Source organism: Streptomyces sp. V3I7, from assembly GCF_030817495.1.
GTDB lineage: Bacteria > Actinomycetota > Actinomycetes > Streptomycetales > Streptomycetaceae > Streptomyces.
Genome location: NZ_JAUSZK010000001.1, coordinates 3,013,818 through 3,038,206, shown reverse-complemented (window position 1 = coordinate 3,038,206; position 24,389 = coordinate 3,013,818). Strand labels below are relative to the sequence as shown.

The window sequence follows — 24,389 nt, the reverse complement described above, 5'->3', positions numbered from 1 at the left end:
GGTGGGTTGAAGCCCACCGCCCATTCCAAACAAAGAGGGCTCGGGGCTTGGGGCTTGAGCTTCGGGGCGGTGGTCGGTCAGCCGTGCTTGAGGTTCTCGACGAAGGCCGTCCACACCTCGGCCCGGAACGCGAGCTTCGGGCCGAGGGGGTTCTTGGAGTCGCGGACGGGGACGAGGGTGGGGTGGCCGGAGCCGACTTCCAGGCAGTCGCCGCCGTCGCCGCCGCTGTACGTCGACTTGTACCAAGTGGCCGTGCTCAGCTCGTATTCATGGGTGGTGTTCTCCATGCTCGTAATCCTGCGCCACCGACTCGATCAGGGCCAGGGAGTCTGGCGGTGAAAGGGCGGCTGCCTGGAGGAGGCTGAACATCAGATGGTGACGTGCAACCGTGGCCGGGTCGTCCAGCAGCTTCCCCATGTCAGGCGCCTCGGCGAAGGAAAGCGGGGGCGCATCCTCGAACTCCATGAGTTTCAGAGTGCCGTGCATTGCTGCGTGCGCCCCGGCGCCGAATGACAGCACCTGCATGATGATCCGGTGCCGGCGCGCCAGGTCCGCCACGTGATACAAGGCTTCCGCCATCACCGCACCGCCACCGACCTCCCGTCGGAGCACGGCCTCGTCCAGGACCGCCCACAACAAGGGGGTTGTTGGATCGTCGAGGAGGTGTGTGCGTTCGAGTCGGGTCACCACGAGGGTCTCGATGACGGCGTCCGGCGCTGTCGGCTGATACGCGCGGAACACCGCCTCCGCGTACGCCCGCGTCTGTAGTAGCCCCGGGATCAGGAGCTGCGCGTACTGCCTGATCGAAGTGGCGACCGCCTCGGCTTCCGCCGCTTCCGCGAAGTGGTCGGGGTACTTGCTCTTGGCGAGAGCCCGACAGTTGCGCTCGAAGAAGCCGCCCGTGTCGAGGATCTCGTCTATCTGGACCGCGAGTTCGAGCTGGAGTCGCCGCGTCCCGGTCTCCAGCTGACCGATGAACGACCCGCTCACGAAGAGCGGTTCGCCCAGTTCGGCCTGGCTGAGCCCCTTCCGTTCGCGAGCGTGGCGCAATTCGGCACCCAGCAGGGCGCGCGGTGATGACGACGGATCGAGGTCCTTCGGTCCTGGCATGGCAACTCCCAGTCACACAGGAAGGGTTGTTGGAACGCCGTATCTGGCCAGGTTAGAGCCGGGTCGGACACGCTGGGTGGTGAATTTCAATACTCAGCGTTGAGGTGGTCGCGGATGGAGATGACGTCGAGTAAGCGAGTACGGCCCACCGAGGAGGTGGTCGAGGAGTTGCGGGCGGCACTCACCGGGGTCGGCGTCGTACTGCCGTCGCTGACCGTGGACCCGGTCACAGGCGCGAGCGACGAGCCGTTCGCCCTGGTCTCTCTCGGGCGCTGCAATGTCGGCACCGCGCAGAGACTGACCGCCGTGCTGCGCGGCCTCGCGGGCGGTGAGGCGTGACCGAGGAGTACGTGATCGACGTACGGGACGGGCGGCTTGGCCAGGTCATGGGGCGCGAGGGCGGATACGTGCAACTGCGGCCCGTCGGGGGCGGGTGTGAGTGGGACTGTCCCCCGGAGGCGCTCGGCGAGGCGTCGCCGGGGGACGTGCTGCGGGCGCGGGTGCGGCGGGTCAACTGGGAGGGCAGGCTGCCGTGACCGCCGGGCGGGCGGCTACATATTCCCCATCGGTTCGATGTCCACCTTCACCGGCGTCCCCCAGACGCGGAGTACCTCGTAGTCGGTGAACTCGTGGACCAGCCGGTAGGCCATGCCTGAGCGGGGGGTTCTGCGCTCGGCGGTGAGGTAGCGCTCGGCCTCCTGGCGGTCTCGGCGGGGGGTGCCGCAGAGCTGCCAGGACTGGCCGTTCCACACCTCCGGGAGCCAGCGCTGCTGGGGCTGGGGGCGGTCGGCGCTGAGGCCGTAGCGGGACTGGGTGCGCTCGGCCGACTCGGGGGCGCGGGGGCGGGCGTAGGTGTCGTTGACCTCGCTGCGGCGGGCGGAGCGGCGGCGGGTCTCGCAGAGGAGGCACAGGTCCGGGGCGTCCTTGTCCACCGGTCCGCCCGGGTGCTCGGGGCAGCGGGTCGTGGGTGCGGCCGTGGTCACCGTTTCGTCGAGCAGGTCCAGGGCGCGCTTGAGGTCCGCCTTGACCTCGTGCAGCTTCGCGTCGGGGGTCTCGGCGGTCAGGGTCTCCCCGTGCTCGCCGAGTAGGCGCAGGGCCCGGCCGAGGGCGGTCAGCTGTGCGTGGTTCATGGGTCCACGATCGCATGGGGCACCGACAGTACCGCCACCCCGCTGCCCCTCCCTATACTCGCCATGCCCATGACTTGTTTGAACAAGTCATGGGCATGTCGGTGCCCGGCGACACCCTGGTGTTCACCCCGACGTACCGACTCGTAGCTACCGTCCGTATGCCGTAAACCCGTGGGCCCCCACCCGCGGCCCCGGGTTTCCCTCACCCCAGGAGGCAGATGTGACCACGCGTCGCTTCAGGCTCGCCACCGCTTTCGCGGCGACAGCCCTGCTCGTAGGCGGCTTCGCCGCCCAGTCGGCCCAGGCCCAGCCCCTACAGCAGACGGCCGGCGCCGCACCCGCCGCGACCGCCGGCTCCTCACTCTCCGTCTTCGCCTGGAACGTCGACCTCGTGCCCGAGGCCGTCGACGCCGCGGTCAAGGGGAAGGCCGCGGAGCGCACACCCGTCATCGAGGACATCGTCCGTAAGCACAACGCCGACGTCGTCGTGCTGGACGAGCTGTTCAACCACACCTCCACCGACGACATCAACGCAAAGCTGGCGGACCTCTACCCGTACCGCACCCCCGTCGTGGGGCAGGTCTGCTCGGGCGGCGGATGGAACGGGATCAGCGGCGACTGCTCCAACAACCCCCTCGTCTTCAACGGCGGGACGATGATCCTGTCCAAGTACCCGATCACCGCCCAGTACGCCCACGTCTTCACCAACTCCACCTCCGGAACGTGGGACTACAACGCCAACAAGGGCGGGGTCCTGGCGCAGATCGACAAGAACGGCACGAAGTCCTGGGTCGTCGGCACCCACCTCCAGGCCGACCAGACGTCGAGCGCCTCCACCGATACCACCCAGGCCACACGCCTCGCCCAACTGCGTGAGATCCGAAGCTGGGTCGACGGGATCGCCGGTACGTCCGCGCCGGTTCTCCTCGGCGGCGACCTCAACGTCGAGTACTACGGCGGCCAGGCGCGCGGCGACTACGCCAACGCGCAGAGCGCCGTCGGCGGGCCGCTCGGCACTCCGGCCACCGACCCGACCCAGACCCTGATGACCATGGACTGCCGGGTTTCCGGGTGGTGCCAGTACATGTCGGGCGTCGAGTCCTTCCCGCGCGACTACCACGACAGCCTCGACTACATCGGCTACCTCAACGCCCCGGGCCGTCCCACCCCGGCCGCGCTTCCCCGCGTCGTCGCCGACTTCGACCCGCAGAGCGGCTGGACCGAGGGCCAGACCGACACGAACGCGCCCAGCGACCACTACCCGGTCGAGGCCACGTTCCAGCTTGGCTGAGACGCCGTCTCCGAGAAGCTGAGACGCCACCGCGCTTCATCCCTGCTCCGAGGGGTGGAGCGTGCCCGGCTGTAGGTGGACGTACGTGGCCGCGAAGCCGACCGCGTACCCCGTGAACAGGCCGCCCGCGTAGATCCCGACGGCGAGGGCCGGGCCCTGGTTTCCGGACAGGAGCGGGAACAGGGCCCAGCCCGAGGGGCCGATGGCGGTGGAGCCGACCTTGTCGCCGAGCATCGAGAAGAACCCGACGAAGGCACCGCCCGCCGCGCCGCCCGCGCACGCCGTGACGAAGGGGCGGCCCAGGGGGAGCGAGACGCCGTAGATCAGGGGTTCTCCGACGCCCAGCAACCCTGCGGGGAGCGCCGACTTGATCGTCGTACGCAGCGAGGTGTCGTGGCGCAGGCGGACGTAGACGGCAAGAGCCGCGCCTACCTGACCCGCGCCCGCCATCGCCAGGATGGGCAGCAGAACCGTGTAGCCCTGCTGCTCGATGAGGGTGGTGTGGATGGGGATGAGAGCCTGGTGCAGGCCCAGCATCACCAGGGGGAGGAAGAGGCCGCCCAGGATCAGGCCCGCCAGGACACCCGTGTTGTCCAGCAGCCAGTTCGCCCCCGTGCCGATGGCCGCCGAGAGCTCGCCCGCCGCGTACATGAGGCCGTAGAGCGTGACCAGGCCGGTGAGGAGAACCGTGACGGTCGGGGTGACCAGGACGTCGAGCGCGTCCGGTAGGCGGCCGCGGATCCACCGCTCCACGTACGTCCCGAGCAGTGCCGCCGCCAGTGCGCCGAGCGCGCCGCCCTGGCCGGGTGCCGGGGTCATGCCGAACACCGTCACCTTCGCCACCCCGGCGTAGACGATGATGGCCGCGATCGCCCCGCCGAGCACGGGCGTCCCGCCGAACTCCTTCGCCGTGTTGTAGCCGACGAAGACCGGGATCAGCACCATGAAACCGGAGGCGATGGCGGCGAGGGCCGGGGTGACGCCCGGCAGCCAGCCCAGGTTGACCAGCAGGCCGTTCAGGCCCGCGATCACGCCGCAGCCGATCAGGGCCGGGATCAGCGGGACGAAGATGTTCGCGATGCGGCGGAGGAGGATCTTTCCGGGCGTGGCGTTGCGCTGACGCTGGGACGCTCGCAAGTACGCGCCTTTGGCGGCCAGTTCGGCCGCCGTCCCGGGCGGCTCCGCCGCGAGCAGTGCCTCGAAGGCCGGGGTGACCCGGGCGACCGTCCCCGGGCCCAGCACGATCTGGTACGTCTCGTCGTCCGCGACCACGCCGAGCACCGCGGGTAGTGCGCGCAGCGCCTCCTCCCGGACCAGGCCCCTGTCCCGCAGGCCCAGCCGCAGCCGGGTCATGCAGTGGGCGACGGAGACGACGTTCGCGGGGCCGCCGACGAGGGGGAGGATCGCCTCGGCAGTGAGGCTGTCCTTGCTGTCGTTGCTGTCCATGTTGTCCGGTGTGCGCACCCCCTGAGGGTGCGGTTCAGCCGGTCGCCGCTGCCAGCGCGGCGCGCAGATGGCCGCCGCTCTCCTCCAGAAGGCGGGCGGCCGTCGGGCCGTCGACCCCGCTCAGGACGATCAGGATCGCGTTCTTCACCTCGCCGCCCGTCGCGGTGAGGGCCGCCTCGATCTCCTCGTCCGCCGCGCCGGTGGCCAGGGCGACGATCCGGCGCGAGCGGGCCCGGAGCTTGTCGTTCGAGGCGCGCACGTCGACCATCAGGTTCCCGTACGTCTTGCCGAGGCGGATCATCGTGATCGTCGACAGCATGTTGAGCACCAGCTTCTGCGCCGTCCCGGCCTTCAGACGGGTGGAGCCGGTGAGCAGCTCCGGTCCGACGACCACCTCGATGCCGTGCTCGGCGGCCGCCGCGAGCGCGCTGCCCTCGTTGCAGGACAGGCCGATCGTCAGGGCGCCGAGGGCGCGGGCGTGCACGACGGCGCCGACGGCGTAGGGGGTGCGGCCGGACGCGGAGACGCCGACCACCGTGTCGTCGGGGTCGAGGCCCAGCCCGTCGAGGTCCCTCCGGGCCAGCTCCGGGGAGTCCTCCGCGCCCTCGACCGAGGTGACCAGGGCCTGCGGGCCGCCCGCGATCAGGCCGACGACCTGGGCGGGCTCGGTGTTGAAGGTGGGCGGGCACTCGGAGGCGTCCAGCACACCGAGCCGGCCCGCGGTGCCCGCGCCCGCGTAGACCAGACGCCCGCCGCGGGCCATGCGCGCGGCGACGGCGTCGATGGCGGCCGCGATCTGCGGAAGCCGCGCGGCGACGGCGGCGGGGACGCCCGTGTCCTCGCCGTTCATCAGCCGCGCGATCTCGACGGTGGGCAGCCGGTCGATCTCGGCGAGCTCGGGCCGGAACGCCTCGGTGGTCAGCGACTCCAACTCGGCGCGGAGGCCATGAGGGTGGGACGTGGAAGTCATGGGGCGGCTCTCTCGGGTGGGCATTCAAGTGCGGGTCGGTGCAGCCAACTCAGGGGCGCGGGGAACTGCCCGACCAGCCACATCGGACCCGCAGATCCACACAGCAGTTACCCCTACGGTCTATCGCGGCGAACTCCGGTGCCTGTGTGCCAAGGCTTCATAAGAAGCGGCCAAAGCCGGCGCGGCCGACTCGTACGTCCGCTGCGCCACCCCGATGAACAGGCAGTCCACCACGAGCAGCTGACTCGTCCGGGAGGACATCGCGGCGGGCCGCAGCTCGCTCTCGCGGGAGGTGGACGTCGTCAGCACGTGGTCGGCGTACTGCGTCACCGGCGAGTCGGGCCGGCCGGTGATCGCGACGGTGGTCGCCCCGTGCTCGAAGGCGACCCGGAGCGGTTCGATGACGTCGCCGGTCGACCCGGAGTGCGTGATCGCGATGGCGACGTCGCCCGCCCGCAGCTGCACCGCGTTCGTCACGGCGAGGTGGGGATCGCTGTGCGCGTGGGCTATCAGGCCTATCCGCAGCAGCTTCTGGGTGAGGTCCTGGGCGACCAGTCCCGAGGCCCCGATCCCGTACACGTCGGTCCGCCGGGCGCCGGTCAGCGCGGTGACGGCCGCGCCGAGCTGCGCGGTGTCGAGGCCGGCGGCCGTGTCGGCGAGGGTCTGCTGCTCGTCGTAGGCGAGCTTGGCGACCACGTCGGCGATCGGGTCGTCGACGGCGATGTCGGTGGTGAGGGCGGGCGCGCGGCCGGACTGCTGCTGGGCGGCGAGACCGGCCAGGGCCAGGCGCAGGTCGCGGTAGCCGGGGTACCCGAGCAGGCGGGCGGTGCGGACCACGGTGGCCTCGCTGGTGCCGGTGAGCTCGGCGAGGCCGGTGACCGTCAGGGCGGAGCAGCCCGCCGGGTCCTTCGCGACGGCCTCGGCGACGCGCTGCATGGAGCGGGTCATGGACGGCGCGAGCGTGCGCACCTTGGCGGCGAGGGCGGCCGGGGCCGGGGGCGTGCTGTGGGGGCCGGGGGCGCCCGGGGCGCTCGGACCGCCCGGGGTGCCGAAAATTTCCTTCACGTCCTGGGTCACCTGTGAAAGATATTTTCGGCTCGGTGCCGGGGTCAAGAGCGCGCACAATGGGACCATGGAGCCCGTAAGTCCCCTGGAGCTGGCACTGCACGCCGCGCGCGCCCTCGTACTCGCCGATCTGATGGCGGGTGATGTCGCCGAGGCGGACGTCGTCTCCCTGGTCGAGGACTCCGTCGTCCAGCGGCGGTGGTGGGTCGAGCAGTGGCCGGACGGTTCGGCGTACCTGGCCGGACTGGTCGCGCAGGACGTGCAGGACGCGCTGCTCGACCGGTACGGACGCTGGCCGCTGTGCCCGGTGTGCGGCTCCGGAGACCCGCACGCGCTGGAGGTCGAACCGGAGCTCGGACCCGACCCGCACTGGGTGTGCCACCAGGCGGGCGTGAAGGTCGCGCCGGTGGGGGAGTTGGGGCAGGCCACGGGCCGCGCCCCGGGCGGGGGCGCGATCTCGTGAGGCGCTCGTGACGGTGTACATCGACCCGCCCTCCTGGCCCGGCCACGGACGGCTGTGGTCGCACCTCGTGAGCGACGTCTCGTACGACGAACTGCACGCGTTCGCCGCCGCCTTGGACGTGCCCCGGCGCGCCTTCGAGCGCGACCACTACGACATCCCCGCACGCCGGTACGCCGACGCGGTGGCCGCGGGCGCGGTGGAGGTCAGCAGCCGCGAGGTGGTACGGCTGTTGCGCCGCGCCGGTCTGCGCCGCCCCAAGGGACTGGTCCGACGGGGACTGATGGTGCCGGGCCGCGACTCCTAGGACAGGCCCTGGCTAGGACAGGCCCTGGCCGACCTGGTCGCCGCCGCCCTGGAGTTCGTACGTCAGGAACTCCTCGCCCGCGCCCACCTGCCGGAAGCCCGCCCGCAGGACGACCGCCTGCGAGGGGATGTTGGCCCGCTCGACGACCGCGAACAGCTGCCGTACGTCCTCTCGCGCCAGCGCCCAGTCGGCCAGGGCGCGCAGGCCCTCGGTGGCGTAGCCCTGGCCGCGGGCGGTCTCGGCGAGGTCGTAGCCGATCTCGACGCGGCCGTCCTCGTCCGGCGCCGAGTGGAAGCCCATGCCGCCGACCGCGCGGCCGTCCTCGTGCCGGACGAGCGCGAACATCCCGAACTCGGGGCGGTGGACGCCCTCTTCGTACGCCTTCACCGTCATGCCGGCGGCGTCGCGCGTGCCCTCGTACGGCCCGTCCTCGATCCAGTCGAACCCGCCGTCGCCGCCGATGCGCAGATCGCGCGCGGCGGCGGGGCGCACCCCGACCAGGGTGAGGCGCTCGGCCGGGATGACGAGGTTGTTGTTCCAGCGCCACTCGGTGACCGGGGCGCGGGAGGGCAGTTCGCCGCGGCCGGTGGCCCACAGCAGGGTCGGCCAGGGCGCCGGGCCGGGCCGGACGTGCGGGAAGAGATGGGTGAGCACGGACTCGGCGAGCTCGTCGGAGGGCGCGTAGGAGAGGCCGAGGCCCTCGGCGATGTCGTGCGTGTGCAGCAGCGCCTCGGCGACGCCCATCGCGGCGAAGCCGGTGCGGTCCGCGCTGCGGAAGGGGTACGGGTGGAAGGCGCGGACGAGGGGCGGGGTGGTGCGGACGGCGGCGGCCAGCAGGGCGCCGGTCGTCTCGATCACGTGCAACAGCCCCGCGTTGCCGGTGCCCTCGTCGAGGGCGATCTCGAAGGGGACGTAGGCGTCCTGGGGGCGCCCGGCGAGCTGGCCGGCGTAGGCGATGAGGTCGCTCGCGATGTGTTCGGCCGTCTCGCGGCAACTCCAGTCCAGCCGCCCGGCCTTCACCGCCCGCCAGTCCCGCTCCACCGCGGTGCGCAGCAGCGCCGTACAGTCCGCGACCGCCTCTTCGACCTGTTCCCCGCCCATGGCACGCATGGCCCGCACCCTATGCGGACGGCTCGTCGGAGGTCGACAGCATTTCCAGTTCGGCGTTCATGTTGTAGCGGGCGGTCGCCTCCCACTTCTCCTCGCCATACGGCGTCCTGAACAGCCGGGGGAGATCGAGGAGTTCGCGCAGGACGGCGGAACGGCCGGTGCGGAAGGCGTCGTTGGGGACGAAGTGGTACTCGTCGCGGACGGCCACGGTGTAAGCCGCGTACGCCGACGGGGGCGCGGCGAGGATCGCGAGATCGGCGTCGCACAGCACCTGGCCGTTGCGGTCGTCCGGGGCCGGGTCGTGGGTGCGGGTGAGCCGGACGAGCCGGGCGACCTCGGCGACCTTCCCGGCCGGGACGCCGGCTTCGGTGAGGGCGCGTTCGGCGAGGCGGGCGGAGCGTTCCTCGTTCTCGGAGCGCTCGGGAAGGTACACGGCGTCGTGGAACCAGGCGGCCAGCCGGACGAGGTCCGGGTCGTCCGCGTACTCCGCCAGCGCGTCGACGTGGTCGAGGACGGCGGTGAGGTGCGCGAGCGAGTGGTAGTGCCGCTGCGGCTCCTGCCAGCGGTCGAGAAGGTGGTCGGCGTACGGCGCCGGGTCCGGGCCTTCGGCGGAGCCGCGGGCTCCGTCCAGGGCGCGGGTCCAGCGGGTGCGCAACGTGTCGAGGTCGGCCATGGGGTCATTGTCGCGCGGCGAGGCGATCTCGCGGGCGCGGTGGGTACGGGCGTACGGTGGCGAATTGGCCTAGACCTGTAGACGCTCCTGGAGGTGATCGCCCTCGACGCCGAGGACGCGGTCGCCGCGCGGGCCGGAGGCGCGGACCGGCTCGAAGTCGTCCGCGACATGGCGGCCGACGGGCTGAGTCCCTCGGTCCGGACGGTCGCCGCGATCCGGGCGGCCGTGGACATCGACCTGCGCGTGATGCTGCGGCTCGGGGACGGGTTCGCGGCGGGGGACGTGGGGCGGCTGGTGGGGGTGGCGAGCGAGCTGAGGGAGGCGGGCGCCGATCAGTTCGTGCTCGGGTTCCTGGACGACGGCGGCCAGGTGGACCTGGGAGCGGTGGAGCGGGTCGTCGGGGCGCTGGACGGGTGCCGGTGGACCTTCCACCGCGCGATCGACCGGGCCGCCGACCGCGACGCCCTGCGACGGCAACTGGCCGGACTGCCCGGCCTGGACGCCTATCTCACCGCGGGATCGGCGTCCGGCGTGGAGCTGGGGATCGACACGCTGGTCGCCGAGGCGGCGCGCGGCGGCGAACCCGGGTACGAGCAGCGGATCGTGGCGGGCGGGGGACTGCGGCTCGGCCATGTGCCGCGGCTGCGGGCCGGCGGGATCGAGGCCTTCCACATCGGCGGGGCGGCCCGTCCCGACGGCTGGACGGGACCGGTCTGCGCGCAGGCCGTCGCGCGGTGGCGGGCGACACTGGACTGCGGCGCCTAGCGTGCCCGCGGCGCCGCAGTCGTCTACTTCTACTTCTACTTTTACTTCTACTTCTACTTCTACTTCGCGAGCTGCGGCGGCAGCGCGGTCGCGTGCGTCACGATCAGGCCCGAGACGGCTCGGGTCAGGGCGACGTACAGGCGGCGCAGGCCGGTGCGTTCGTCCGGTTCGCCGTCGACCACCGCCTGCGGTTCGTCGAGGACCACGTAGTCGTACTCCAGGCCCTTGGCGAGCGAGGCGGGGACCAGGGTCAGCCGGGTCCGCGCGGTGGTCTCCTCGCCCGGGGCGAGATGCGCGATCCCGGCCGCCGTCAGGGCCTCGGCGAGGGCCGGGATCCGTGCGTCGGCGGCGATGAGACCCGTCGAGCCCTCGTTGCGGAGCAACTCCTCGCAGGCGGCGACCACTTCGGCGGTATCTGTGATCGGGCGGAGGTCGAAGAAACCCGGGTTCTCACGGACCGAGGCGACCGGGGTGAGGCCGGGGGCGATGTGGGGCAGGAGGCGGGAGGCGTACGTGATGACGTCCGTCGGGACGCGGAAGCCGGCGGTCAGCTCCTCCACCACGCCGTCCGCCTTGCCGAGGTGGGTGAGCGCCTCGTCCCAACTACGGGTCGCCCAGGGCGTGGTGCCCTGCGCCAGGTCACCGAGGACGGTCGCGCTGCCGGTCGTGCAGCGGCGGCCGACGGCGCGGTACTGCATGGGGGAGAGGTCCTGCGCCTCGTCCAGCACCACATGGCCGAGGGACGGCGTCCGCTCCACGAGGTCCGCCGCCTCGTCGATCAACACCGCGTCCGCGGGCGACCACTTGGCCGACCTGACGCTGCGCACCGGCTTCGCCCACAGGATCGTCTTCTGCTCCTCCCCGGTGAGGATCCCCTCCGCGTGCTCGGCGAGGAAGTCGGCGTCGGTCAGCAGCCGCAGTACGAGCTTGGCCGGGTCGACCGCCGGCCAGATCTCCTTGACCGCCGCCTTCACCGCGCTGTTGCGGGCGACGGCGTCCTGCACCCGGTCGTCCGGCGCCTCGCCGGCCCGCTCCATCTGCACCAGCACGGCGTGCGCGACGCGCTGCGGCAGCGCCTCGCGGGCGGCGCCGTACCGGATGCCGCGCTCCAGCAACTCCCGTACGGCGCCTTCGAGTTCGTACGCCGGTACGCGCCAGCGCCGGGAGCCGCGCACCACCACGACCGGCTCGGTCGGCATCGTCACGTGGGCGTAGACGGCACGTCGGAGGACCTCCGCCAGCCGCGCGTCGCCCTTGAGGGTCGCGGCGTCCGCCTCGTCCGTGCCGCGCACCTCCACCCGCCCGCCGACCAGGTCGTCCACAGTGGCCTGTCGCACGGTCAGCTCGCCGAGCGCGGGCAGCACCTGCTCGATGTAGTGCAGGAAGGACTTGTTCGGCCCGATCACCAGGGTGCCAGTGCGGGCGAGCCGCTCGCGGTGGGCGTACAGGAGGTAGGCGACGCGGTGCAGGCCGACGGCGGTCTTCCCGGTGCCGGGGCCGCCCTGCACACACACTGTGCCGCCGAGCCCGCTGCGGACGATCTCGTCCTGCTCGGGCTGGATGGTGGCGACGATGTCACGCATCGGGCCGACGCGCGGGCGCTCGATCTCCTGCTGGAGCAGCTTGCTGGTGGCCGCGGCCTCGGCGGGGTCGGAGAGGTGCTCGTCCTCGTACGCCGTGAGGTCGCCGCCGGTGTAGCCGAAGCGGCGGCGCAGCGCGATGTCCATCGGGTCCTTCTTGGACGCCCGGTAGAACGGCTGCGAGACCGGCGCCCGCCAATCGATGACCATCGGGTCGCCCTCGACGTCGTGCACGTGCCGTCGCCCGATGTGCAGTGTTTGATAAGCGGCCTCCGGCCGCGGGCGCTCGCCCTCGGCGCCCTCCGCCTGGTCGGCGCCCGGAGCGTGCAGGTAGTCGAGCCGGCCGAAGAACAGCGGCGTGTCGCTGAGGTCGGCCAGCGCCTTGATGCGCTCGTCGATCTGGCGGGCGAGGACCTGCGCGTTCACCCAGTTCGCGGCGACGTCGCGGATGTCGAGCGACTCGGCGTCCTCGCGCATGGCGCGCAGCGCGGCCCGGGACCGGGTGAGGTGGGAGCGTTCCCGGGCGAGGGGGTCGTCGAGGGGTGCGGACGGCGCGGACGGCGCGGACGGCGTGGACAAGGGAGTGCCTCGCTTTACGTGAGCTGTGGCGTGAGCCGAGACGTGAACCGGGGTGCCGTCCGGTTACCGGCCGGACGGCGGCACTCCGCGGAGGAGGCGGGCAAGAGCGGGGATTCTAGTGAGGAGTCCGGGATGGCGCCAATGGTTTTCGACCGTGCGGAAATGTCCGAGATTGGCATTTCTCATCCGTTCCGGTCCGGTGCCCGGCGTCCCATCATGGAGACATGAGCGCAGCAACCGTCAGCCCCCGCGCGAGGCCGACCGGCGCGACAGCCCTCGGCGGTCTCCACCACCACCTCCTCGGTGACGCCCTCCGCGCCGTCAGGGTGTACGCCTGCGCCGCGTTCGACGTCGTGATCCTCGGCGAGTACGGCGAGGAAGTGGGCCTGCACCGCAGGTGAGTACGGTGCAGGCGCCGGTGGCTCCTCAGCTCTCCGCGAGGAGTTCGTCCGCGTCCACGATCCGGTACGCATAGCCCTGTTCCGCCAGGAACCGCTGGCGGTGGGCGGCGAAGTCCTGGTCGATGGTGTCGCGGGCGACGACCGAATAGAAGTGGGCCTGGTGGCCGTCGGCCTTGGGGCGCAGCACGCGGCCGAGGCGCTGGGCCTCCTCCTGGCGGGAGCCGAAGGTGCCCGAGACCTGGATGGCGACCGTCGCCTCCGGCAGGTCGATGGAGAAGTTGGCGACCTTGGAGACGACCAGCACGCTGATCTCGCCCTCGCGGAAGGCGTCGAAGAGCTTCTCACGCTGGGCGTTGGTCGTCTCGCCCTTGATCACCGGGGCGTTCAGATGCTCGCCCAGCTCGTCGAGCTGGTCGATGTACTGGCCGATGACGAGGATCTGCTGCCCGGCGAAGCGCTGCACCAGCGCCTCCGTGACCTTCCGCTTGGTCGCGGTGGTCGCGCAGTAGCGGTACTTCTCCTCCGCCTCGGCGGTGGCGTACGCCAGCCGCTCGGTGTCGGTGAGGTTGACGCGGACCTCGACGCAGTCGGCGGGCGCGATGTAGCCCTGCGCCTCGATCTCCTTCCAGGGCGCGTCGAACCGCTTGGGGCCGATGAGGGAGAACACGTCCGACTCGCGGCCGTCCTCACGCACCAGCGTCGCGGTCAGGCCGAGGCGGCGGCGGGCCTGGAGGTCGGCGGTGAACTTGAAGACGGGGGCCGGCAGCAGGTGCACCTCGTCGTAGACGACGAGACCCCAGTCGCGGGAGTCGAAGAGCTCCAGGTGCGGGTAGACGCCCTTCCGCTTGGTCGTCAGCACCTGGTACGTGGCGATGGTGACCGGGCGGATCTCCTTCTTCGTCCCGCTGTACTCGCCGATCTCGTCCTCGGTCAGCGACGTCCGCTTCACCAGCTCGTGCTTCCACTGCCGGGCGGAGACGGTGTTGGTGACCAGGATGAGGGTGGTCGACTTGGCCTCGGCCATGGCCCCGGCGCCGACCAGCGTCTTGCCCGCGCCGCACGGCAGCACGACGACCCCGCTGCCGCCGTGCCAGAAGTTCTCCACGGCCTGCTTCTGGTACGGCCGCAGCGCCCAGCCGTCCTCGGCCAGCTCGATCGGGTGCGCCTCGCCGTCGACGTACCCGGCGAGGTCCTCGGCCGGCCAGCCCAGCTTGAGCAGCACCTGCTTGATCTGACCGCGCTCGGAGGGGTGCACGGCCACGGTGTCCGGGTCGATCCGGGCGCCGACGAGCGGGATGATCCGCTTGGAGCGCAGGATCTCCTCCAGCACCGGCCGGTCGGTGCTGGTCAGGACGAGGCCGTGCGCCGGGTGCTTGCTCAGGGTCAGCCGCCCGTACCGGTCCATGGTCTCGGCGATGTCGACCAGCAGCGCGTGCGGCACCGGGTAGCGGCTGTACTGCACCAGCGCGTCCACGACCTGCTCGGCGTCGTGCCCGGCGGCCCGCGCGTTCCACAGGCCGAGCGGCGACACCCGGTAGGTGTGGATGTGCTCCGGCGCCCGCTCCAGCTCGGCGAACGGCGCGATGGCCCGACGGCAGTCGTCGGCCCGCTCGTGGTCGACCTCGAGGAGCAGGGTCTTGTCTGATTGGACGATCAGCGGACCATTCACGCGCGGGCACCCTTTCGTTCGGCCAAACCTCCAGTCTGCCTTACCGGGAGGTGATCACGGCCCGTCGCCGGCCCAGCCCGTCAGTCGTCCGCCAGCTCCGCGACCCCCGTCACCCGGTGCAGCGGATAGGTGCGGACCTCGTCCGCCGTGTGGTCGTACGCCGTCACGAAGCCGCCCTCCACGCGGATCGGGGCGATGACGCGCTGGCTGGCGGCGCCGTCGGCGTTGACGTAGCCGATCCACAGGGACTCGCCGGTCAGGACGGCGGCCTGCACCGTGGCGAGCGTCTCGGCGGCGCTGGTGCGCGGGAGGTCGCCGTACGCCGCGGGGGCCGCGTCGCCGGACGGCTTGCGCGGGGCCGTGGCGGCCAGGTCGCCGGCCCGGATCGCGCGGACCGCGGCCGACAGGAGCATGGCGTCCGGGGTGGGCGGGCCCTCCGGGACGGGCTCGGGGGCCGTGCGGGGCGGGGTGCGGTGGGCGTGGGCCCGGGCGATCACGACGTCACCCTCGGCGGACTCGGCCGCGGGCGCGTAACCCATCGCGCGCAGGCCCGCGAGCAACGTCGGCGGATCGGCCTGGGTCGCGAGCACGGTCGGCGCCAGCCGGCGCAGGCGCAGGGCGGCGGCCCGCTTGTCGGCGAGGATCTCGTTCAGGACGGCGTCGTCGTCGCAGCGGACGTAGGCGGAGGCCGCGCCCACCCGGAGGTGTCCGTGCTTGCGGGCCACGTCGTCGATCAGGTACGCCAGCGGCTGCGGCACCGGGGTCCGGGAGTGCGCGGCGAGGAAGGCGTGCAGGTCCACGGCGCTGCGGCCGGCGTCCAGGGCCCGGCGTACCGAGGTGGGCGTGAAGCGGTAGACGGTCGCGCCGCCCTTGGACTCCACATCGGCGAGCACGCCCAGCATGTCGGCCAGCGGGCGCTCCAGCGGGCCCGGCGCCACCGCCGTGAGGTCGGCCTGGAGCAGCACATGGTCCAGGGGCGGCGGCAGCAGCGGGGCGAGCAGCCGGACGGCCGTGGCGGTGGCGACGGCCTGCTCGGTCGGGGAGAGGGGTTCGAGCGGGCCGTGCGGACGGTGGTGCACGGGGAGCTTGTCACCGGGCCCCGAGGACTCGGCCGCCTGCGCGGCCACCGGCTCGGCGGGCGCACCCAGCAGCGCCCGCCCGTGCGCGGACAGCGCGCCGCGCCCGGTCACCCCGAGCAGCTCCGCCTCCGACAGCGTCCAACGGGCCAGCCGCGAGCGCAGATCCTCGCCGTCCCGGCGCGGGCCGCGCAGCGGGCGCTCCCAGCGCAGCCGGGCCAGCACGGCCTCGGCCGACGGCGCGCCGCCCTCCGGCAGCAGGGCCAGCAGGCTCAGCACCCGGTGCCGTACCTCCGGCGCCGCCGAGCGGTCCAGACCGGGCCCCAGCGCCGACAGCGTGCGGTCCTTCGCGTCCCGCCCGCCGATCAGCCCGGGCGTACGGGTCGCCGTCAGCCACGCCTGCGCCAGCCGCGCCCAGCGGTCGGCCGGGGGCTGCTCCAGCCACTCGTCGTAGGCCGGGGTCGCGGCGTAGCGCTCGTCGGCTTCCGCGTCGGCGGCCAGCAGGCCGCCCGCGTAGGCGAGTTCGACCCAGAAGGCCGCGATCGGCTCCGGTACGTCGAGGGCGACGGCCGTCCGCTTCAGGTCCCGCACGCTCAGCCCGCCGGCCCGCAGCACCGCCGGCCCGCCCTCGTCCCACTCCCGCAGCAGCTCCTCGACGGTGGCCAGCGCGGTGTGCGCCTGCCCGGCCGCCGTCGCGTCCACCATGTCCGGACGGTGCGTGGTCGCCGCCTCGACCGGCGGCGGTACGGCCTCGGGTGTGCGGTGGGCGCGGCCCTCGCGCAGGTGCAGGGCGACCTCGCGGGGGAGGACGACCGTGCCCGGCGCCGTCGGCAGCAGCAGGCCGCGGTCCAGCAGCCGGCGCAGATGGGCGGCCGGTTCGGCGGTGACCTGGCCGTACGGCGGCCCCCACACGAGCCGGGTGAGCACCTCCCGCGACTCCTCGGGAACCCCGGCGAGCAGGGCCGCCATGCGTCCGCGGTCCGTGAACAGCGCGGTGAGCGCGTCCACGGCGGAGACCGAGTCGTGGGTGGAGGGCAGGCCGACGGCGGTGACGATCTCCTGGATCCGGCCCGGCGACATGCCCGCGGTCGCCTCCCGCACGGTCGGGCCGAGCCCGGTCGGCGACGGGTGCTGCGCGGAGGGCGAGAGCAGCTCACGCGCGGTGCGCACCAGCCGCAGCCGGTCGTCGCCGCCCCAGACCAGGGCCTGCTCGCGCAGGACGGCCAGCGCGCCCGGGAGCGCCGCGGCGACGGCCGCGTCCCCCTGGTCGCCCGCCATCAGACCGAGCAGCTCGTCGTACGTCGCCGGGTCCCCCGCCACGGCCAGCGCCTCGGCCGTCTGGAGCGTGAACCGGTCCAGCCGCTCGATCGCCCGCAGCACCGAGGCACGCGTGCCCGCGCGCGTGGCGAGCTGGGTGAGGTCGGTGGGGACGGGCGTGACGAGGTCGGGGCGGCTGCGCAGCAGCGCGGCCAGGGAGGCGTCGTCCCTGGCCCGAAGCGCCTCCGCGAGGGAACGGTGCGCCGGACGGTCCTCGGTGCTCATCTGACCCACGTTAGCGGGTCCCCTCCCAGGGCTGCGCCCTTCTGCCGCGGGCCCTTGCGGGTTGGGATGCGGCCTGGGTCCGACGCCCGGGGTTCGTGGCCGGCTTGCGCCGTCGGCGGTCCCGTCGGCTTCGGGGCCCGTCCCGGTCGGCCCGGGTGCGTCGTCCGTGGCCTTGTGCCGGCGCGTCCGTCGCCCTGGCCCGGGCGCTCCACCGGCGGCCGGCGGGGCGGCTTCGGCCGGTGGCCTGCCGTTCGTTGCCTCCGGCCCGTCCACGGGCTTGCGCCCCTCCGGCGCGGACCCGCTTGCCGGGCCGGGGCCGGCCCGGGCCCGCGCGCTGGCCCCGGGACGCCGCCGGTTCGTGGCTTTGTCCCTGGGGCGCTCCACCGGCGGCCGGCGGGGCGGCTTCGGCCGGTGGCCTGCCGTTCGTTGCCTCCGGCCCGTCCACGGGCTGCGCCCCTCCGGCGCGGACCCGCTTGCCGGGCCGGGGCCGGCCCGGGCCCGCGCGCCGGCCCCGGGACGCCGCCGGTTCGTGGCTTTGTCCCTGGGGCGCTCCTACGGCGGCCCGCGGCGCGGCACCGGTCGGTGGTTTCCCGCCCGTGGCGCCCGGCCCCGGGACGCCGCCGGGTTCGTGGCTTTGTCCCTGGGGCGCTCCTACGGCGGCCCGCGGCGCGGCGCCGGTCGGTGGTCTCCTGCCCGTGGCGCCCGGCCTGGGACGCCGCCGGTTCGTGGCTTTGTCCCTGGGGCGCTCCTACGGCGGCCCGCGGCGCGGCGCCGGTCGGTGGTCTCCTGCCCGTGGCGCCCGGCCTGGGACGCCTCCGGTTCGTGGCCTTGTCCCTGGGGCGCTCCTGCGGCGGCCCGCGGCGCGGCGCCGGTCGGTGGTCTCCTGCCCGTGGCCTCCCGCCCGGGGCCGCCGCGCCGGGCATCGTTCACCGCCGCCCATGCGTCTGCGTCGGGCGGCGGGCGGTACAGGTGGGTGTGGGCTGCGATAGCGTGCGGCGGAGTGACAACGCGTGCGCCCCGGAGGGGACTTCGTGGGTATTGAGAGCGACCAGGTCGTCTACGAGTACCTGAGCCGCGTCGGCGACGTGGCTCAGCAGCGGCAGCTGCCGTCGGCCACCCGGATGCGGCTGGTGTCGGAGCTGCGGAACGAGATCGACCGGAGCCGGGCCAAGGCCACCGTCGACAGCCCAGCCGCCGTCCGCCGCATCCTGGCGGGCCTCGGCACCCCGGACGAGGTCGTCGCGGCCGCGAGCGGCACCGCCGCTGCCCCGCAGGCCCCGGCCGCCTCCGTCCCCGTACAGCCCGAACCGCCCCGCCCCGCGCCGGCGAAGGGGCTCCAGCGGTTCGTGCCGCGCCCGCGCCCCGCCGAGCCGAGCGCCCCCGCGCCCTCGCCGCCGCACCTCGCCGGACAGGACGAACTCGGTGGCGCGCACGGCGACTGGTGGCGCGTGGACACCACCCCGCTCGGCCCCGGCGAGAACGTGCCGGGCTTCGTCGGCGGCGTGGAGATCGCCGACCTGCTCAAGCCGCCGCCGCCGAAGAGCGACCCCGAGGAGCCCCGCCGCGAAGAGGCCCCGGTCGAGGCCGCTCCGGAGCCCGACGCCCCCACCCGGCGCCGCCGCCTCTCCCTGCCCCGGCCCGTCACGGGCTGGACCAACCCGCTGCTCCTGCTCGCCGCCGCCGCCCTGGTCGCCGGGGCCGTGCTCGGCAACTGGTTCGCGCTGCTGCTCGGCTGGCTCATCGCGTACGGCTCCCGCCGGCTCACCCAGGCGGAGACCAAGCTGGCCGTGATGGGCATCCCGGGCCTCGCCGTCGCGACCGGCGTGACCTGGCTGTGGGGCAGGACCGAGGGCCGCTGGGGCGACCCCGTCGCCGCCGGACACATGAGCGCCGCCCTCACCGAGACCTGGCCGTGGATGGTGCGCGGCGCCGCGGTCGCCTCGGCGCTGTTCCTGGTCTGGCGCTCCCAGCGGCAGCGGTAGTGCAGCGGTAGCCCGCCCCGCGCGCCGGGGTTGCCGAGGTCACAACCCCGTCCGGGCTGGACGGCGTACGCCCTGGGCACAATGGCCCATATGGCTCCTCGTGCGCTGACCGTCGGGTTCGATCTCGACATGACCCTGATCGACTCCCGGCCCGGCATCCGCGCCTGCTACCTGGAGCTGTCCGCGCGGACGGGGACGTACATCGACGCCGACCTGGCGGTGACCCGGCTCGGGCCGCCGCTCGCCGAGGAGCTGGCGCACTGGTTCCCGGCCGAGCGCATCCCCGCCATGGCCGACCAGTACCGCGAGATGTACCCGGCGTACGCCGTCGCCGCGACGCCCGCGATGCACGGCGCCCGGGAGGCGGTCGACGCGGTGCGGGAGGCCGGCGGGCGGGCGATCGTCGTCACCGCCAAGTACGAGCCGAACGCCAAGCTGCACCTGGCCCACCTCGGCATCGAGCCCGACGCGGTCGTCGGCGACCTGTGGGCCGAGCAGAAGGCGGAGGCGCTGCGCGAGCACGGGGCCGGGATCTACGTCGGCGACCACATCGGCGACGTACGCGGCGCCCGCACCGCCGGCGCCCTGTCCGTGGCGGTAGCCACCGGCCCGTGCGACACGGACGAACTGCGCGCCGCGGGCGCGGACGTCGTCCTCGACGACCTCTCCGCGTTCCCCGCCTGGCTGGACGGCTACCGCACCGCTTCGCGCGCCTGACGGCGCCCGGCCGAGATCTGGCGCAGCACACCCGCGCCGGCGATGAGGAAGCCGATCCCCATCAACATGCTCAGGCCGAACATGTACGTCGGAAAAGGCGTCGTCCCGAGAAACAGCGGGGTCACCGTGACGAGAGTGGCCACGGCGCCGATGAAGAAGACGACGACACCGGCACGGATCAGTCCGTCACCGGGCGCGGCGGAATTCGTTTGGGTTTTGTCACGCACCGGACCAGGGTAGTTCCCTGCGCGAAGGAACAAGCGGGCGACGTCTTGTCACCGGCCCCAAGACCATTAGCCTTGGTACCGGCGGGTCGTGCTCGACCCGCCCCAGTGCTATCCAGAGCGGTTTCCGAGCAGTTTTCCCGACGAGTACGAGGACGAGGACAGACGTGCCCACCGGCAAAGTCAAGTGGTTCAACAGTGAGAAGGGCTTCGGCTTTCTCTCCCGCGACGACGGCGGTGACGTCTTCGTCCATTCCTCGGTTCTCCCCGCCGGAGTCGACGTACTCAAGCCGGGACAGCGCGTGGAGTTCGGAGTGGTCGCGGGTCAGCGCGGTGATCAGGCGCTTTCCGTGACGATTCTCGACCCGACTCCCTCGGTCGCCGCCGCGCAGCGCAAGAAGCCCGACGAACTGGCTTCCATCGTCCAGGATCTGACGACCCTCCTCGAGAACATCACGCCGATGCTCGAGAAGGGCCGTTATCCCGAGAAGGCCTCGGGCAAGAAGATCGCCGGACTGCTCCGCGCGGTCGCCGACCAGCTGGACGTTTAGGGCCTGTCAAGCCCCCGTCAAGCCCCCGTCAGGGGAAATCCAGTGCCTGCGGTCCGAGGGGCGGAACGAGTCCCTCGGCCGCCGCACGCGTGAGCAGCCCCCGGACCGCCGCGTAGCCGTCGTCGCCGAGCGCCGAGGTGAACTCGTTGACGTACAGCCCGATGTGCTGGTCGGCGACGGCCGGGTCCATCTCCTGGGCGTGCTCCATGACGTACGGGCGGGAGGCCTCGGGGTCGTCCCAGGCCGCGTGCACCGACGTACGGATGGACGCCGCCAGCCGGTTCAGCGTCTCCTCGCCCAGCGACCGCTTGGCGATGATCGCGCCCAGCGGGATCGGCAGCCCGGTGGTGCGCTCCCAGTGCTCGCCCATGTCCGCGAGCTTGTGCAGCCCGTAGTTCTGGTACGTGAAGCGGGCCTCGTGGATGACGAGACCGGCGTCGACCTTGCCGTCGCGCACGGCGGGCATGATCTCGTGGAACGGCATGACGACGATCTCGCCGACCCTGCCGGGCAGGGTGTCCGCCGCCCACAGCCGGAACAGCAGGTAGGCCGTCGACTTCTCGCTCGGCACCGCGACCGTACGGCCCGTGAGTCCCCCACTGCCGAAAGCGTGGGAGGTGCCCCCAGCCCCCGGCTCCCGCGTCAGTACCAGCGGCCCGCAGCCCCGGCCCAGCGCACCGCCGCAGGGCAGCAGCGCGTACTCGTCGAGGACGTACGGCAGGACGGCGTACGACACCTTCAGCACGTCGAACTCGCCGCGCTCGGCCATGCCGTTGGTGATGTCGATGTCGGCGAACGTCACGTCCAGCGCGGGCGCGCCGGGGACGCGGCCGTGGGCGACGGCGTCGAAGACGAAGGTGTCGTTGGGGCAGGGGGAGTAGGCGATCTGCAGGGGCTTGCTGGCCTTACCGGTCTTACTGGCCTTGCTGGTCTTACTGGTCATGCGTGTTCCAACTCTCCAGTACGGGCCCGATCTTCCCGAACCCCTCGGTGAGGGCCGCGAGGGCGTCGCCGATGCGCCAGGCGGCGCGGTCGCGCGGACCGACGGGGTTGGAGACCGCGCGCATCTCCAGCACGGGCACGCGGTGCGCCGCCGCGGCCTCGGCCACCCCGAAGCCTTCCATGGCCTCGGCCAGGGCGCCGGGGTGACGGGCGCGCAGCGCGGCCGCGCGGTCGGCCGTTCCGGTGACGGTGGAGACGGTGAGGACGGCACCGGCGCGCGCCCCGGTCGCGGCGGCCACCTGTGCCACCAGCGCCTCGGGCGGACGGTGGCTGACGGTCCCGAAGCCCAGCTCGGTGACGGGCAGGAAGCCGTCGGCCGTCTCGGCGCCCAGGTCGGCGACGGTGATCTCGTCGGCGACGACGAGGGAGCCGACCGGCGCCTCGGGCTGGAAACCGCCGGCGATCCCGGCGGAGACGGCCAGGTCGTAGGGGGCGCCGTCGAGGGCGGCGGCGGTCAGGGCGGTCGCGGTGGAGGCCGCGGCGAGCGCGGGCCCGACCCCGGCGGCGAGCAGGTCGATGACGAGCCGGCCGCCGCTTCCCCGCTCGTCGGCGAGCGTGATCCGGTGCAGGATCGCCCCGGGAAGCGGGAGCTCACGCACCGGCCGCGCGAACGCCCGAGCCACCGCGTCCCGTTCGGCGGGGACCGCGGTGGCTACCAGGATGCTTCCCCAAGCTCCCGACTTCGCTCGAGCAGGGGATACCCCAACGGAGAACGTGTCAGGCATCCTTCTCGAACTTGAAGGACCACAGACCCTTGACGGTCTTCTCGCCCTCCTTGATGGAGACCGTGGTGGTGTTGCCCTGCGCGCCGTACTGGGCGTTGAAGAACACGCTGCCCGGGATGGTGCGGTACGTCTTCTTGCTGGAGTCGGTGAGCGGCTGACCGTTCATCAGGATGGTCCAGCCGCTGTCCGCGATCGCCGGGTCGACGCCGAAGCGCACGGTCTCGTCCGGGTCCACCTTGATGGAGGCGAGGTCGGTGCTCTTCAGGCACTTCGCGAGGTCGGCCGTCTTGAGGTCGGCGCCGTCGTCGTAGCAGGTGGCCTCGGAGTTGACCGAACTCGAGCCGACGGTGATCGTCGAGATCGGCGTCGGCTGGTCGCAGGCCGAAAGGACGAGCAGTCCGGCGGAAACGGCGCCGGCGGCGGCGACGGCGCGGCGGCGTCGCGGTGCGGATCGCAAGGTCATGGGGCGAAGGCTATCGGGCGCCTTCGGCACGCCCTCCAGGTGGGGTGAGACGTGCCCGGTTCGTTACGCCACTCGCGGCCGGGCCGGGCCGCCGTGCCGGGCGGAACTCAGCAGCCCGCGCAGGGTGGTCAGCCAGCCGGCGGCGACGATCGCGGCGGCCACCGCCAGCCCCAGCGGGCCGATCAGCGGCATCACGATGCCGATGGCGCCGCCGAAGACCCACGCCATCTGCAGCAGCGTCTCGGAGCGCGCGAACGCCGACGTACGGACCTGCTCCGGCACGTCCCGCTGGATCAGCGCGTCCAGGGACAGCTTGGCCAGCGCCTGCGCGAACCCGGCGACCGCGGCCAGGCACGCCACGAGGAACGCCCCGAAGAACACCGCCGCGAGGACCGCCGTGCCCAGCGCCACCGCGACCACGGTCACGATGATGATCTCCGGAGCCCGCGAGCGCAGCCACGCCCCGACCGCGGTGCCCAGCGCGTTGCCCGTGCCGGCCGCGGCGATCACGATCCCGAGGGAGAGCGCCGCGCTCTGGCCGGCGAGCGGGTGCTCGCGCAGCAGGAACGCGAGGAAGAAGATCAGGAACCCGGACAGGCAGCGCAGGGCGGCGTTGGCGCCGAGCGCGTGGGTGACGGCCGTCCCGACGGTCCGCAGCCCCGGACGCTTCGGCGCCCTGCGCTGCGGCCCGTGCAGATGCTGCTCGTCGGCGGCGAGCAGCGCGGTGTCCTCGCCCTTGGCGGAGTCGACCTTCGGCGGCAGGGAGAAGGACAGGACCGTACCGCCGACGAAGATGACGAAGGCGCCGTAGAGCGGCCAGCGGGGGCCGACGGCCTGGAGCCCCGCGGCGGCGGGCGCGGCGATGCCCGTGGCGAGCAGTCCGCCCAGCGTGACCCGGGAGTTCGCCTTGACGAGGGAGAACCGGGGCGGCAGCAGCCGGGGCACGACGGCGCTACGGACCACCCCGTACGCCTTGGAGGCGACGAGCACGCCGAGCGCGGCCGGGTACAGCTCCAGGCCGCCGCTCGCCACCGCGCCCGAGATGATCAGCGCGAGCAGCGCGCGGGCGAGCATGGCGCCGGCCATCGCGGCGCGCCGGCCGTGCGGCAGCCGGTCGAGCAGGGGGCCGATCACGGGGGCGAGGACGGTGAACGGCGCCATGGTGATGGCGAGGTAGAGCGCGACACGGCCGCGCGCCTCGTCCGTCGGCACCGAGAAGAACACCGTGGAGGCGAGCGCGACGGTGATCATGACGTCGCCGGCGCCGTTGACGGCGTGCAGCTCGATCAGCTTGCCGAGCCCCGACTCCCCGGCGCCGTGCGCGTGCGTGGCCTTGCGGATCCCGCGGGCCGTGCCGGTGAGCGGAAGGTGCAGGGCACGCCCCACCGCACGGACGGCACCGCCAACGCGGCCCGCACCGCCACCTCGCCTGTTCACCCTGCCCGCACCGCCGCCGGCGGCACGCAGGGGCGACCTCGCGGCTGCCACGACGTTCATAGTGCCCCGAGATACCTGTGCCTAGTGCGGTTTGCGGGGGAGCGAGTCGGGCCC

General features: G+C 73.1%; 26 protein-coding genes. 10 read left to right on the top strand and 16 right to left on the bottom strand.

Annotated elements, in window-relative coordinates:
- Nucleotides 1-77: 77 nt before the first annotated feature.
- Nucleotides 78-287: a DUF397 domain-containing protein gene (locus QFZ74_RS14000; protein ID WP_307621156.1), complete on the bottom strand. Its 210-nt coding sequence runs from the start codon at nt 285-287 to the stop codon at nt 78-80.
- The gene (locus tag QFZ74_RS13995; RefSeq protein WP_307621155.1) at nt 268-1,110 is read right to left on the bottom strand and encodes a helix-turn-helix transcriptional regulator; all 843 of its coding nucleotides are present in this window, start codon (nt 1,108-1,110) and stop codon (nt 268-270) included. Before QFZ74_RS13995 ends, QFZ74_RS14000 begins: the two co-directional genes overlap by 20 nt.
- 120 nt (nt 1,111-1,230) lie before the next feature.
- On the opposite strand from QFZ74_RS13995, the gene QFZ74_RS13990 reads away from it, so the two are divergent.
- Entirely contained in the window at nt 1,231-1,449 is a 219-nt protein-coding gene (locus tag QFZ74_RS13990) for a hypothetical protein (protein ID WP_307621154.1), read from the top strand.
- The gene (locus QFZ74_RS13985) at nt 1,446-1,646 is read left to right on the top strand and encodes a hypothetical protein (protein WP_307624327.1); all 201 of its coding nucleotides are present in this window, start codon (nt 1,446-1,448) and stop codon (nt 1,644-1,646) included. Before QFZ74_RS13990 ends, QFZ74_RS13985 begins: the two co-directional genes overlap by 4 nt.
- 15 nt (nt 1,647-1,661) lie before the next feature.
- Here the strand turns inward: QFZ74_RS13985 and QFZ74_RS13980 are convergent, their stop codons facing one another.
- On the bottom strand, nt 1,662-2,240 hold the full coding sequence (locus QFZ74_RS13980; RefSeq protein WP_307621153.1) for a hypothetical protein: 579 nt from the start codon (nt 2,238-2,240) through the stop codon (nt 1,662-1,664).
- A gap of 220 nt (nt 2,241-2,460) precedes the next feature.
- Here QFZ74_RS13980 and QFZ74_RS13975 point away from each other — a divergent pair, with 220 nt between their 5' ends.
- Nucleotides 2,461-3,531, top strand: a complete 1,071-nt coding sequence (locus tag QFZ74_RS13975) for a sphingomyelin phosphodiesterase (RefSeq protein WP_307621152.1) — start codon at nt 2,461-2,463, stop codon at nt 3,529-3,531.
- Between the two features lie 36 nt (nt 3,532-3,567).
- Here the strand turns inward: QFZ74_RS13975 and QFZ74_RS13970 are convergent, their stop codons facing one another.
- The 3 genes from QFZ74_RS13970 to QFZ74_RS13960 form a co-directional block, all read right to left on the bottom strand.
- The gene (locus QFZ74_RS13970) at nt 3,568-4,977 is read right to left on the bottom strand and encodes a PTS transporter subunit EIIC (RefSeq protein ID WP_307624147.1); all 1,410 of its coding nucleotides are present in this window, start codon (nt 4,975-4,977) and stop codon (nt 3,568-3,570) included.
- 34 nt (nt 4,978-5,011) lie between these two features.
- A complete protein-coding gene (murQ, locus tag QFZ74_RS13965; protein WP_307621151.1) occupies nt 5,012-5,947 on the bottom strand; it encodes an N-acetylmuramic acid 6-phosphate etherase in 936 nt (311 codons plus the stop codon).
- A gap of 120 nt (nt 5,948-6,067) precedes the next feature.
- Complete coding sequence (locus tag QFZ74_RS13960) at nt 6,068-7,024, bottom strand: MurR/RpiR family transcriptional regulator (protein WP_307621150.1); 957 nt, start codon at nt 7,022-7,024, stop codon at nt 6,068-6,070.
- 55 nt (nt 7,025-7,079) lie between these two features.
- On the opposite strand from QFZ74_RS13960, the gene QFZ74_RS13955 reads away from it, so the two are divergent.
- Both QFZ74_RS13955 and QFZ74_RS13950 read left to right on the top strand, forming a co-directional pair.
- Nucleotides 7,080-7,475 (top strand): hypothetical protein, encoded by a 396-nt coding sequence (locus QFZ74_RS13955; RefSeq protein WP_307621149.1) that lies wholly within the window; start codon nt 7,080-7,082, stop codon nt 7,473-7,475.
- Nucleotides 7,476-7,482: 7 nt separating this feature from the next.
- A complete protein-coding gene (locus QFZ74_RS13950; protein ID WP_307621148.1) occupies nt 7,483-7,779 on the top strand; it encodes a DUF4031 domain-containing protein in 297 nt (98 codons plus the stop codon).
- A gap of 12 nt (nt 7,780-7,791) precedes the next feature.
- Here the strand turns inward: QFZ74_RS13950 and QFZ74_RS13945 are convergent, their stop codons facing one another.
- Together QFZ74_RS13945 and QFZ74_RS13940 are read right to left on the bottom strand one after the other, a co-directional pair.
- Entirely contained in the window at nt 7,792-8,889 is a 1,098-nt protein-coding gene (locus QFZ74_RS13945; RefSeq protein WP_307621147.1) for a GNAT family N-acetyltransferase, read from the bottom strand.
- A 10-nt stretch (nt 8,890-8,899) separates the two neighbouring features.
- Nucleotides 8,900-9,562, bottom strand: coding sequence for an HD domain-containing protein (locus QFZ74_RS13940; protein ID WP_307621146.1), 663 nt, complete (start codon nt 9,560-9,562; stop codon nt 8,900-8,902).
- A 93-nt stretch (nt 9,563-9,655) separates the two neighbouring features.
- Here QFZ74_RS13940 and QFZ74_RS13935 point away from each other — a divergent pair, with 93 nt between their 5' ends.
- Entirely contained in the window at nt 9,656-10,327 is a 672-nt protein-coding gene (locus tag QFZ74_RS13935; protein WP_307621145.1) for a copper homeostasis protein CutC, read from the top strand.
- Between the two features lie 59 nt (nt 10,328-10,386).
- Here the strand turns inward: QFZ74_RS13935 and QFZ74_RS13930 are convergent, their stop codons facing one another.
- Complete coding sequence (locus tag QFZ74_RS13930; RefSeq protein WP_307621144.1) at nt 10,387-12,486, bottom strand: UvrD-helicase domain-containing protein; 2,100 nt, start codon at nt 12,484-12,486, stop codon at nt 10,387-10,389.
- Nucleotides 12,487-12,710: 224 nt separating this feature from the next.
- On the opposite strand from QFZ74_RS13930, the gene QFZ74_RS13925 reads away from it, so the two are divergent.
- Nucleotides 12,711-12,887 (top strand): hypothetical protein, encoded by a 177-nt coding sequence (locus QFZ74_RS13925; protein WP_307621143.1) that lies wholly within the window; start codon nt 12,711-12,713, stop codon nt 12,885-12,887.
- A 25-nt stretch (nt 12,888-12,912) separates the two neighbouring features.
- Here QFZ74_RS13925 and QFZ74_RS13920 read toward each other — a convergent pair whose 3' ends face one another.
- On the bottom strand, nt 12,913-14,556 hold the full coding sequence (locus QFZ74_RS13920) for a DNA repair helicase XPB (protein ID WP_307621142.1): 1,644 nt from the start codon (nt 14,554-14,556) through the stop codon (nt 12,913-12,915).
- 80 nt (nt 14,557-14,636) lie between these two features.
- Entirely contained in the window at nt 14,637-17,174 is a 2,538-nt protein-coding gene (locus QFZ74_RS13915; protein WP_307621141.1) for a helicase C-terminal domain-containing protein, read from the bottom strand.
- 1,031 nt (nt 17,175-18,205) lie between these two features.
- Between QFZ74_RS13915 and QFZ74_RS13910 the strand changes: the two genes are divergently transcribed.
- Together QFZ74_RS13910 and QFZ74_RS13905 are read left to right on the top strand one after the other, a co-directional pair.
- Complete coding sequence (locus QFZ74_RS13910) at nt 18,206-19,156, top strand: hypothetical protein (protein ID WP_307621140.1); 951 nt, start codon at nt 18,206-18,208, stop codon at nt 19,154-19,156.
- A gap of 81 nt (nt 19,157-19,237) precedes the next feature.
- The gene (locus QFZ74_RS13905) at nt 19,238-19,873 is read left to right on the top strand and encodes an HAD family hydrolase (RefSeq protein WP_307621139.1); all 636 of its coding nucleotides are present in this window, start codon (nt 19,238-19,240) and stop codon (nt 19,871-19,873) included.
- Here the strand turns inward: QFZ74_RS13905 and QFZ74_RS13900 are convergent.
- Nucleotides 19,849-20,100, bottom strand: coding sequence for a hypothetical protein (locus QFZ74_RS13900; RefSeq protein WP_307621138.1), 252 nt, complete (start codon nt 20,098-20,100; stop codon nt 19,849-19,851). The two genes, QFZ74_RS13905 and QFZ74_RS13900, sit on opposite strands and share 25 nt — an antisense overlap.
- A gap of 164 nt (nt 20,101-20,264) precedes the next feature.
- Here QFZ74_RS13900 and QFZ74_RS13895 point away from each other — a divergent pair, with 164 nt between their 5' ends.
- Complete coding sequence (locus QFZ74_RS13895) at nt 20,265-20,648, top strand: cold-shock protein (RefSeq protein ID WP_307621137.1); 384 nt, start codon at nt 20,265-20,267, stop codon at nt 20,646-20,648.
- A gap of 28 nt (nt 20,649-20,676) precedes the next feature.
- Here the strand turns inward: QFZ74_RS13895 and QFZ74_RS13890 are convergent, their stop codons facing one another.
- From QFZ74_RS13890 to QFZ74_RS13875, 4 genes are all read right to left on the bottom strand, one after another.
- Complete coding sequence (locus QFZ74_RS13890) at nt 20,677-21,591, bottom strand: 1,4-dihydroxy-6-naphthoate synthase (RefSeq protein WP_307621136.1); 915 nt, start codon at nt 21,589-21,591, stop codon at nt 20,677-20,679.
- Nucleotides 21,581-22,312, bottom strand: a complete 732-nt coding sequence (locus tag QFZ74_RS13885) for a futalosine hydrolase (protein ID WP_307624146.1) — start codon at nt 22,310-22,312, stop codon at nt 21,581-21,583. Before QFZ74_RS13885 ends, QFZ74_RS13890 begins: the two co-directional genes overlap by 11 nt.
- Before the next feature lie 55 nt (nt 22,313-22,367).
- Nucleotides 22,368-22,838 carry a DUF2771 domain-containing protein gene (locus tag QFZ74_RS13880; RefSeq protein WP_307621135.1) on the bottom strand — a complete coding sequence of 157 codons (471 nt, stop codon included), beginning with the start codon at nt 22,836-22,838 and terminating at the stop codon, nt 22,368-22,370.
- A gap of 63 nt (nt 22,839-22,901) precedes the next feature.
- Complete coding sequence (locus QFZ74_RS13875) at nt 22,902-24,326, bottom strand: MFS transporter (protein ID WP_307621134.1); 1,425 nt, start codon at nt 24,324-24,326, stop codon at nt 22,902-22,904.
- Nucleotides 24,327-24,389: the final 63 nt, after the last annotated feature.

Bases quoted from the DNA above. Each gene is read 5' to 3' on its own strand.
- QFZ74_RS14000 (WP_307621156.1), bottom strand. From the start codon at position 287: ATGGAGAACACCACCCATGAATACGAGCTGAGCACGGCCACTTGGTAC.
- QFZ74_RS13995 (WP_307621155.1), bottom strand. From the start codon at position 1,110: ATGCCAGGACCGAAGGACCTCGATCCGTCGTCATCACCGCGCGCCCTG.
- QFZ74_RS13990 (WP_307621154.1), top strand. From the start codon at position 1,231: ATGACGTCGAGTAAGCGAGTACGGCCCACCGAGGAGGTGGTCGAGGAG.
- QFZ74_RS13980 (WP_307621153.1), bottom strand. From the start codon at position 2,240: ATGAACCACGCACAGCTGACCGCCCTCGGCCGGGCCCTGCGCCTACTC.
- QFZ74_RS13970 (WP_307624147.1), bottom strand. From the start codon at position 4,977: ATGGACAGCAACGACAGCAAGGACAGCCTCACTGCCGAGGCGATCCTC.
- murQ (WP_307621151.1), bottom strand. From the start codon at position 5,947: ATGACTTCCACGTCCCACCCTCATGGCCTCCGCGCCGAGTTGGAGTCG.
- QFZ74_RS13955 (WP_307621149.1), top strand. From the start codon at position 7,080: ATGGAGCCCGTAAGTCCCCTGGAGCTGGCACTGCACGCCGCGCGCGCC.
- QFZ74_RS13945 (WP_307621147.1), bottom strand. From the start codon at position 8,889: ATGCGTGCCATGGGCGGGGAACAGGTCGAAGAGGCGGTCGCGGACTGT.
- QFZ74_RS13940 (WP_307621146.1), bottom strand. From the start codon at position 9,562: ATGGCCGACCTCGACACGTTGCGCACCCGCTGGACCCGCGCCCTGGAC.
- QFZ74_RS13925 (WP_307621143.1), top strand. From the start codon at position 12,711: ATGAGCGCAGCAACCGTCAGCCCCCGCGCGAGGCCGACCGGCGCGACA.
- QFZ74_RS13915 (WP_307621141.1), bottom strand. From the start codon at position 17,174: ATGAGCACCGAGGACCGTCCGGCGCACCGTTCCCTCGCGGAGGCGCTT.
- QFZ74_RS13905 (WP_307621139.1), top strand. From the start codon at position 19,238: ATGGCCCATATGGCTCCTCGTGCGCTGACCGTCGGGTTCGATCTCGAC.
- QFZ74_RS13890 (WP_307621136.1), bottom strand. From the start codon at position 21,591: ATGACCAGTAAGACCAGCAAGGCCAGTAAGACCGGTAAGGCCAGCAAG.
- QFZ74_RS13880 (WP_307621135.1), bottom strand. From the start codon at position 22,838: ATGACCTTGCGATCCGCACCGCGACGCCGCCGCGCCGTCGCCGCCGCC.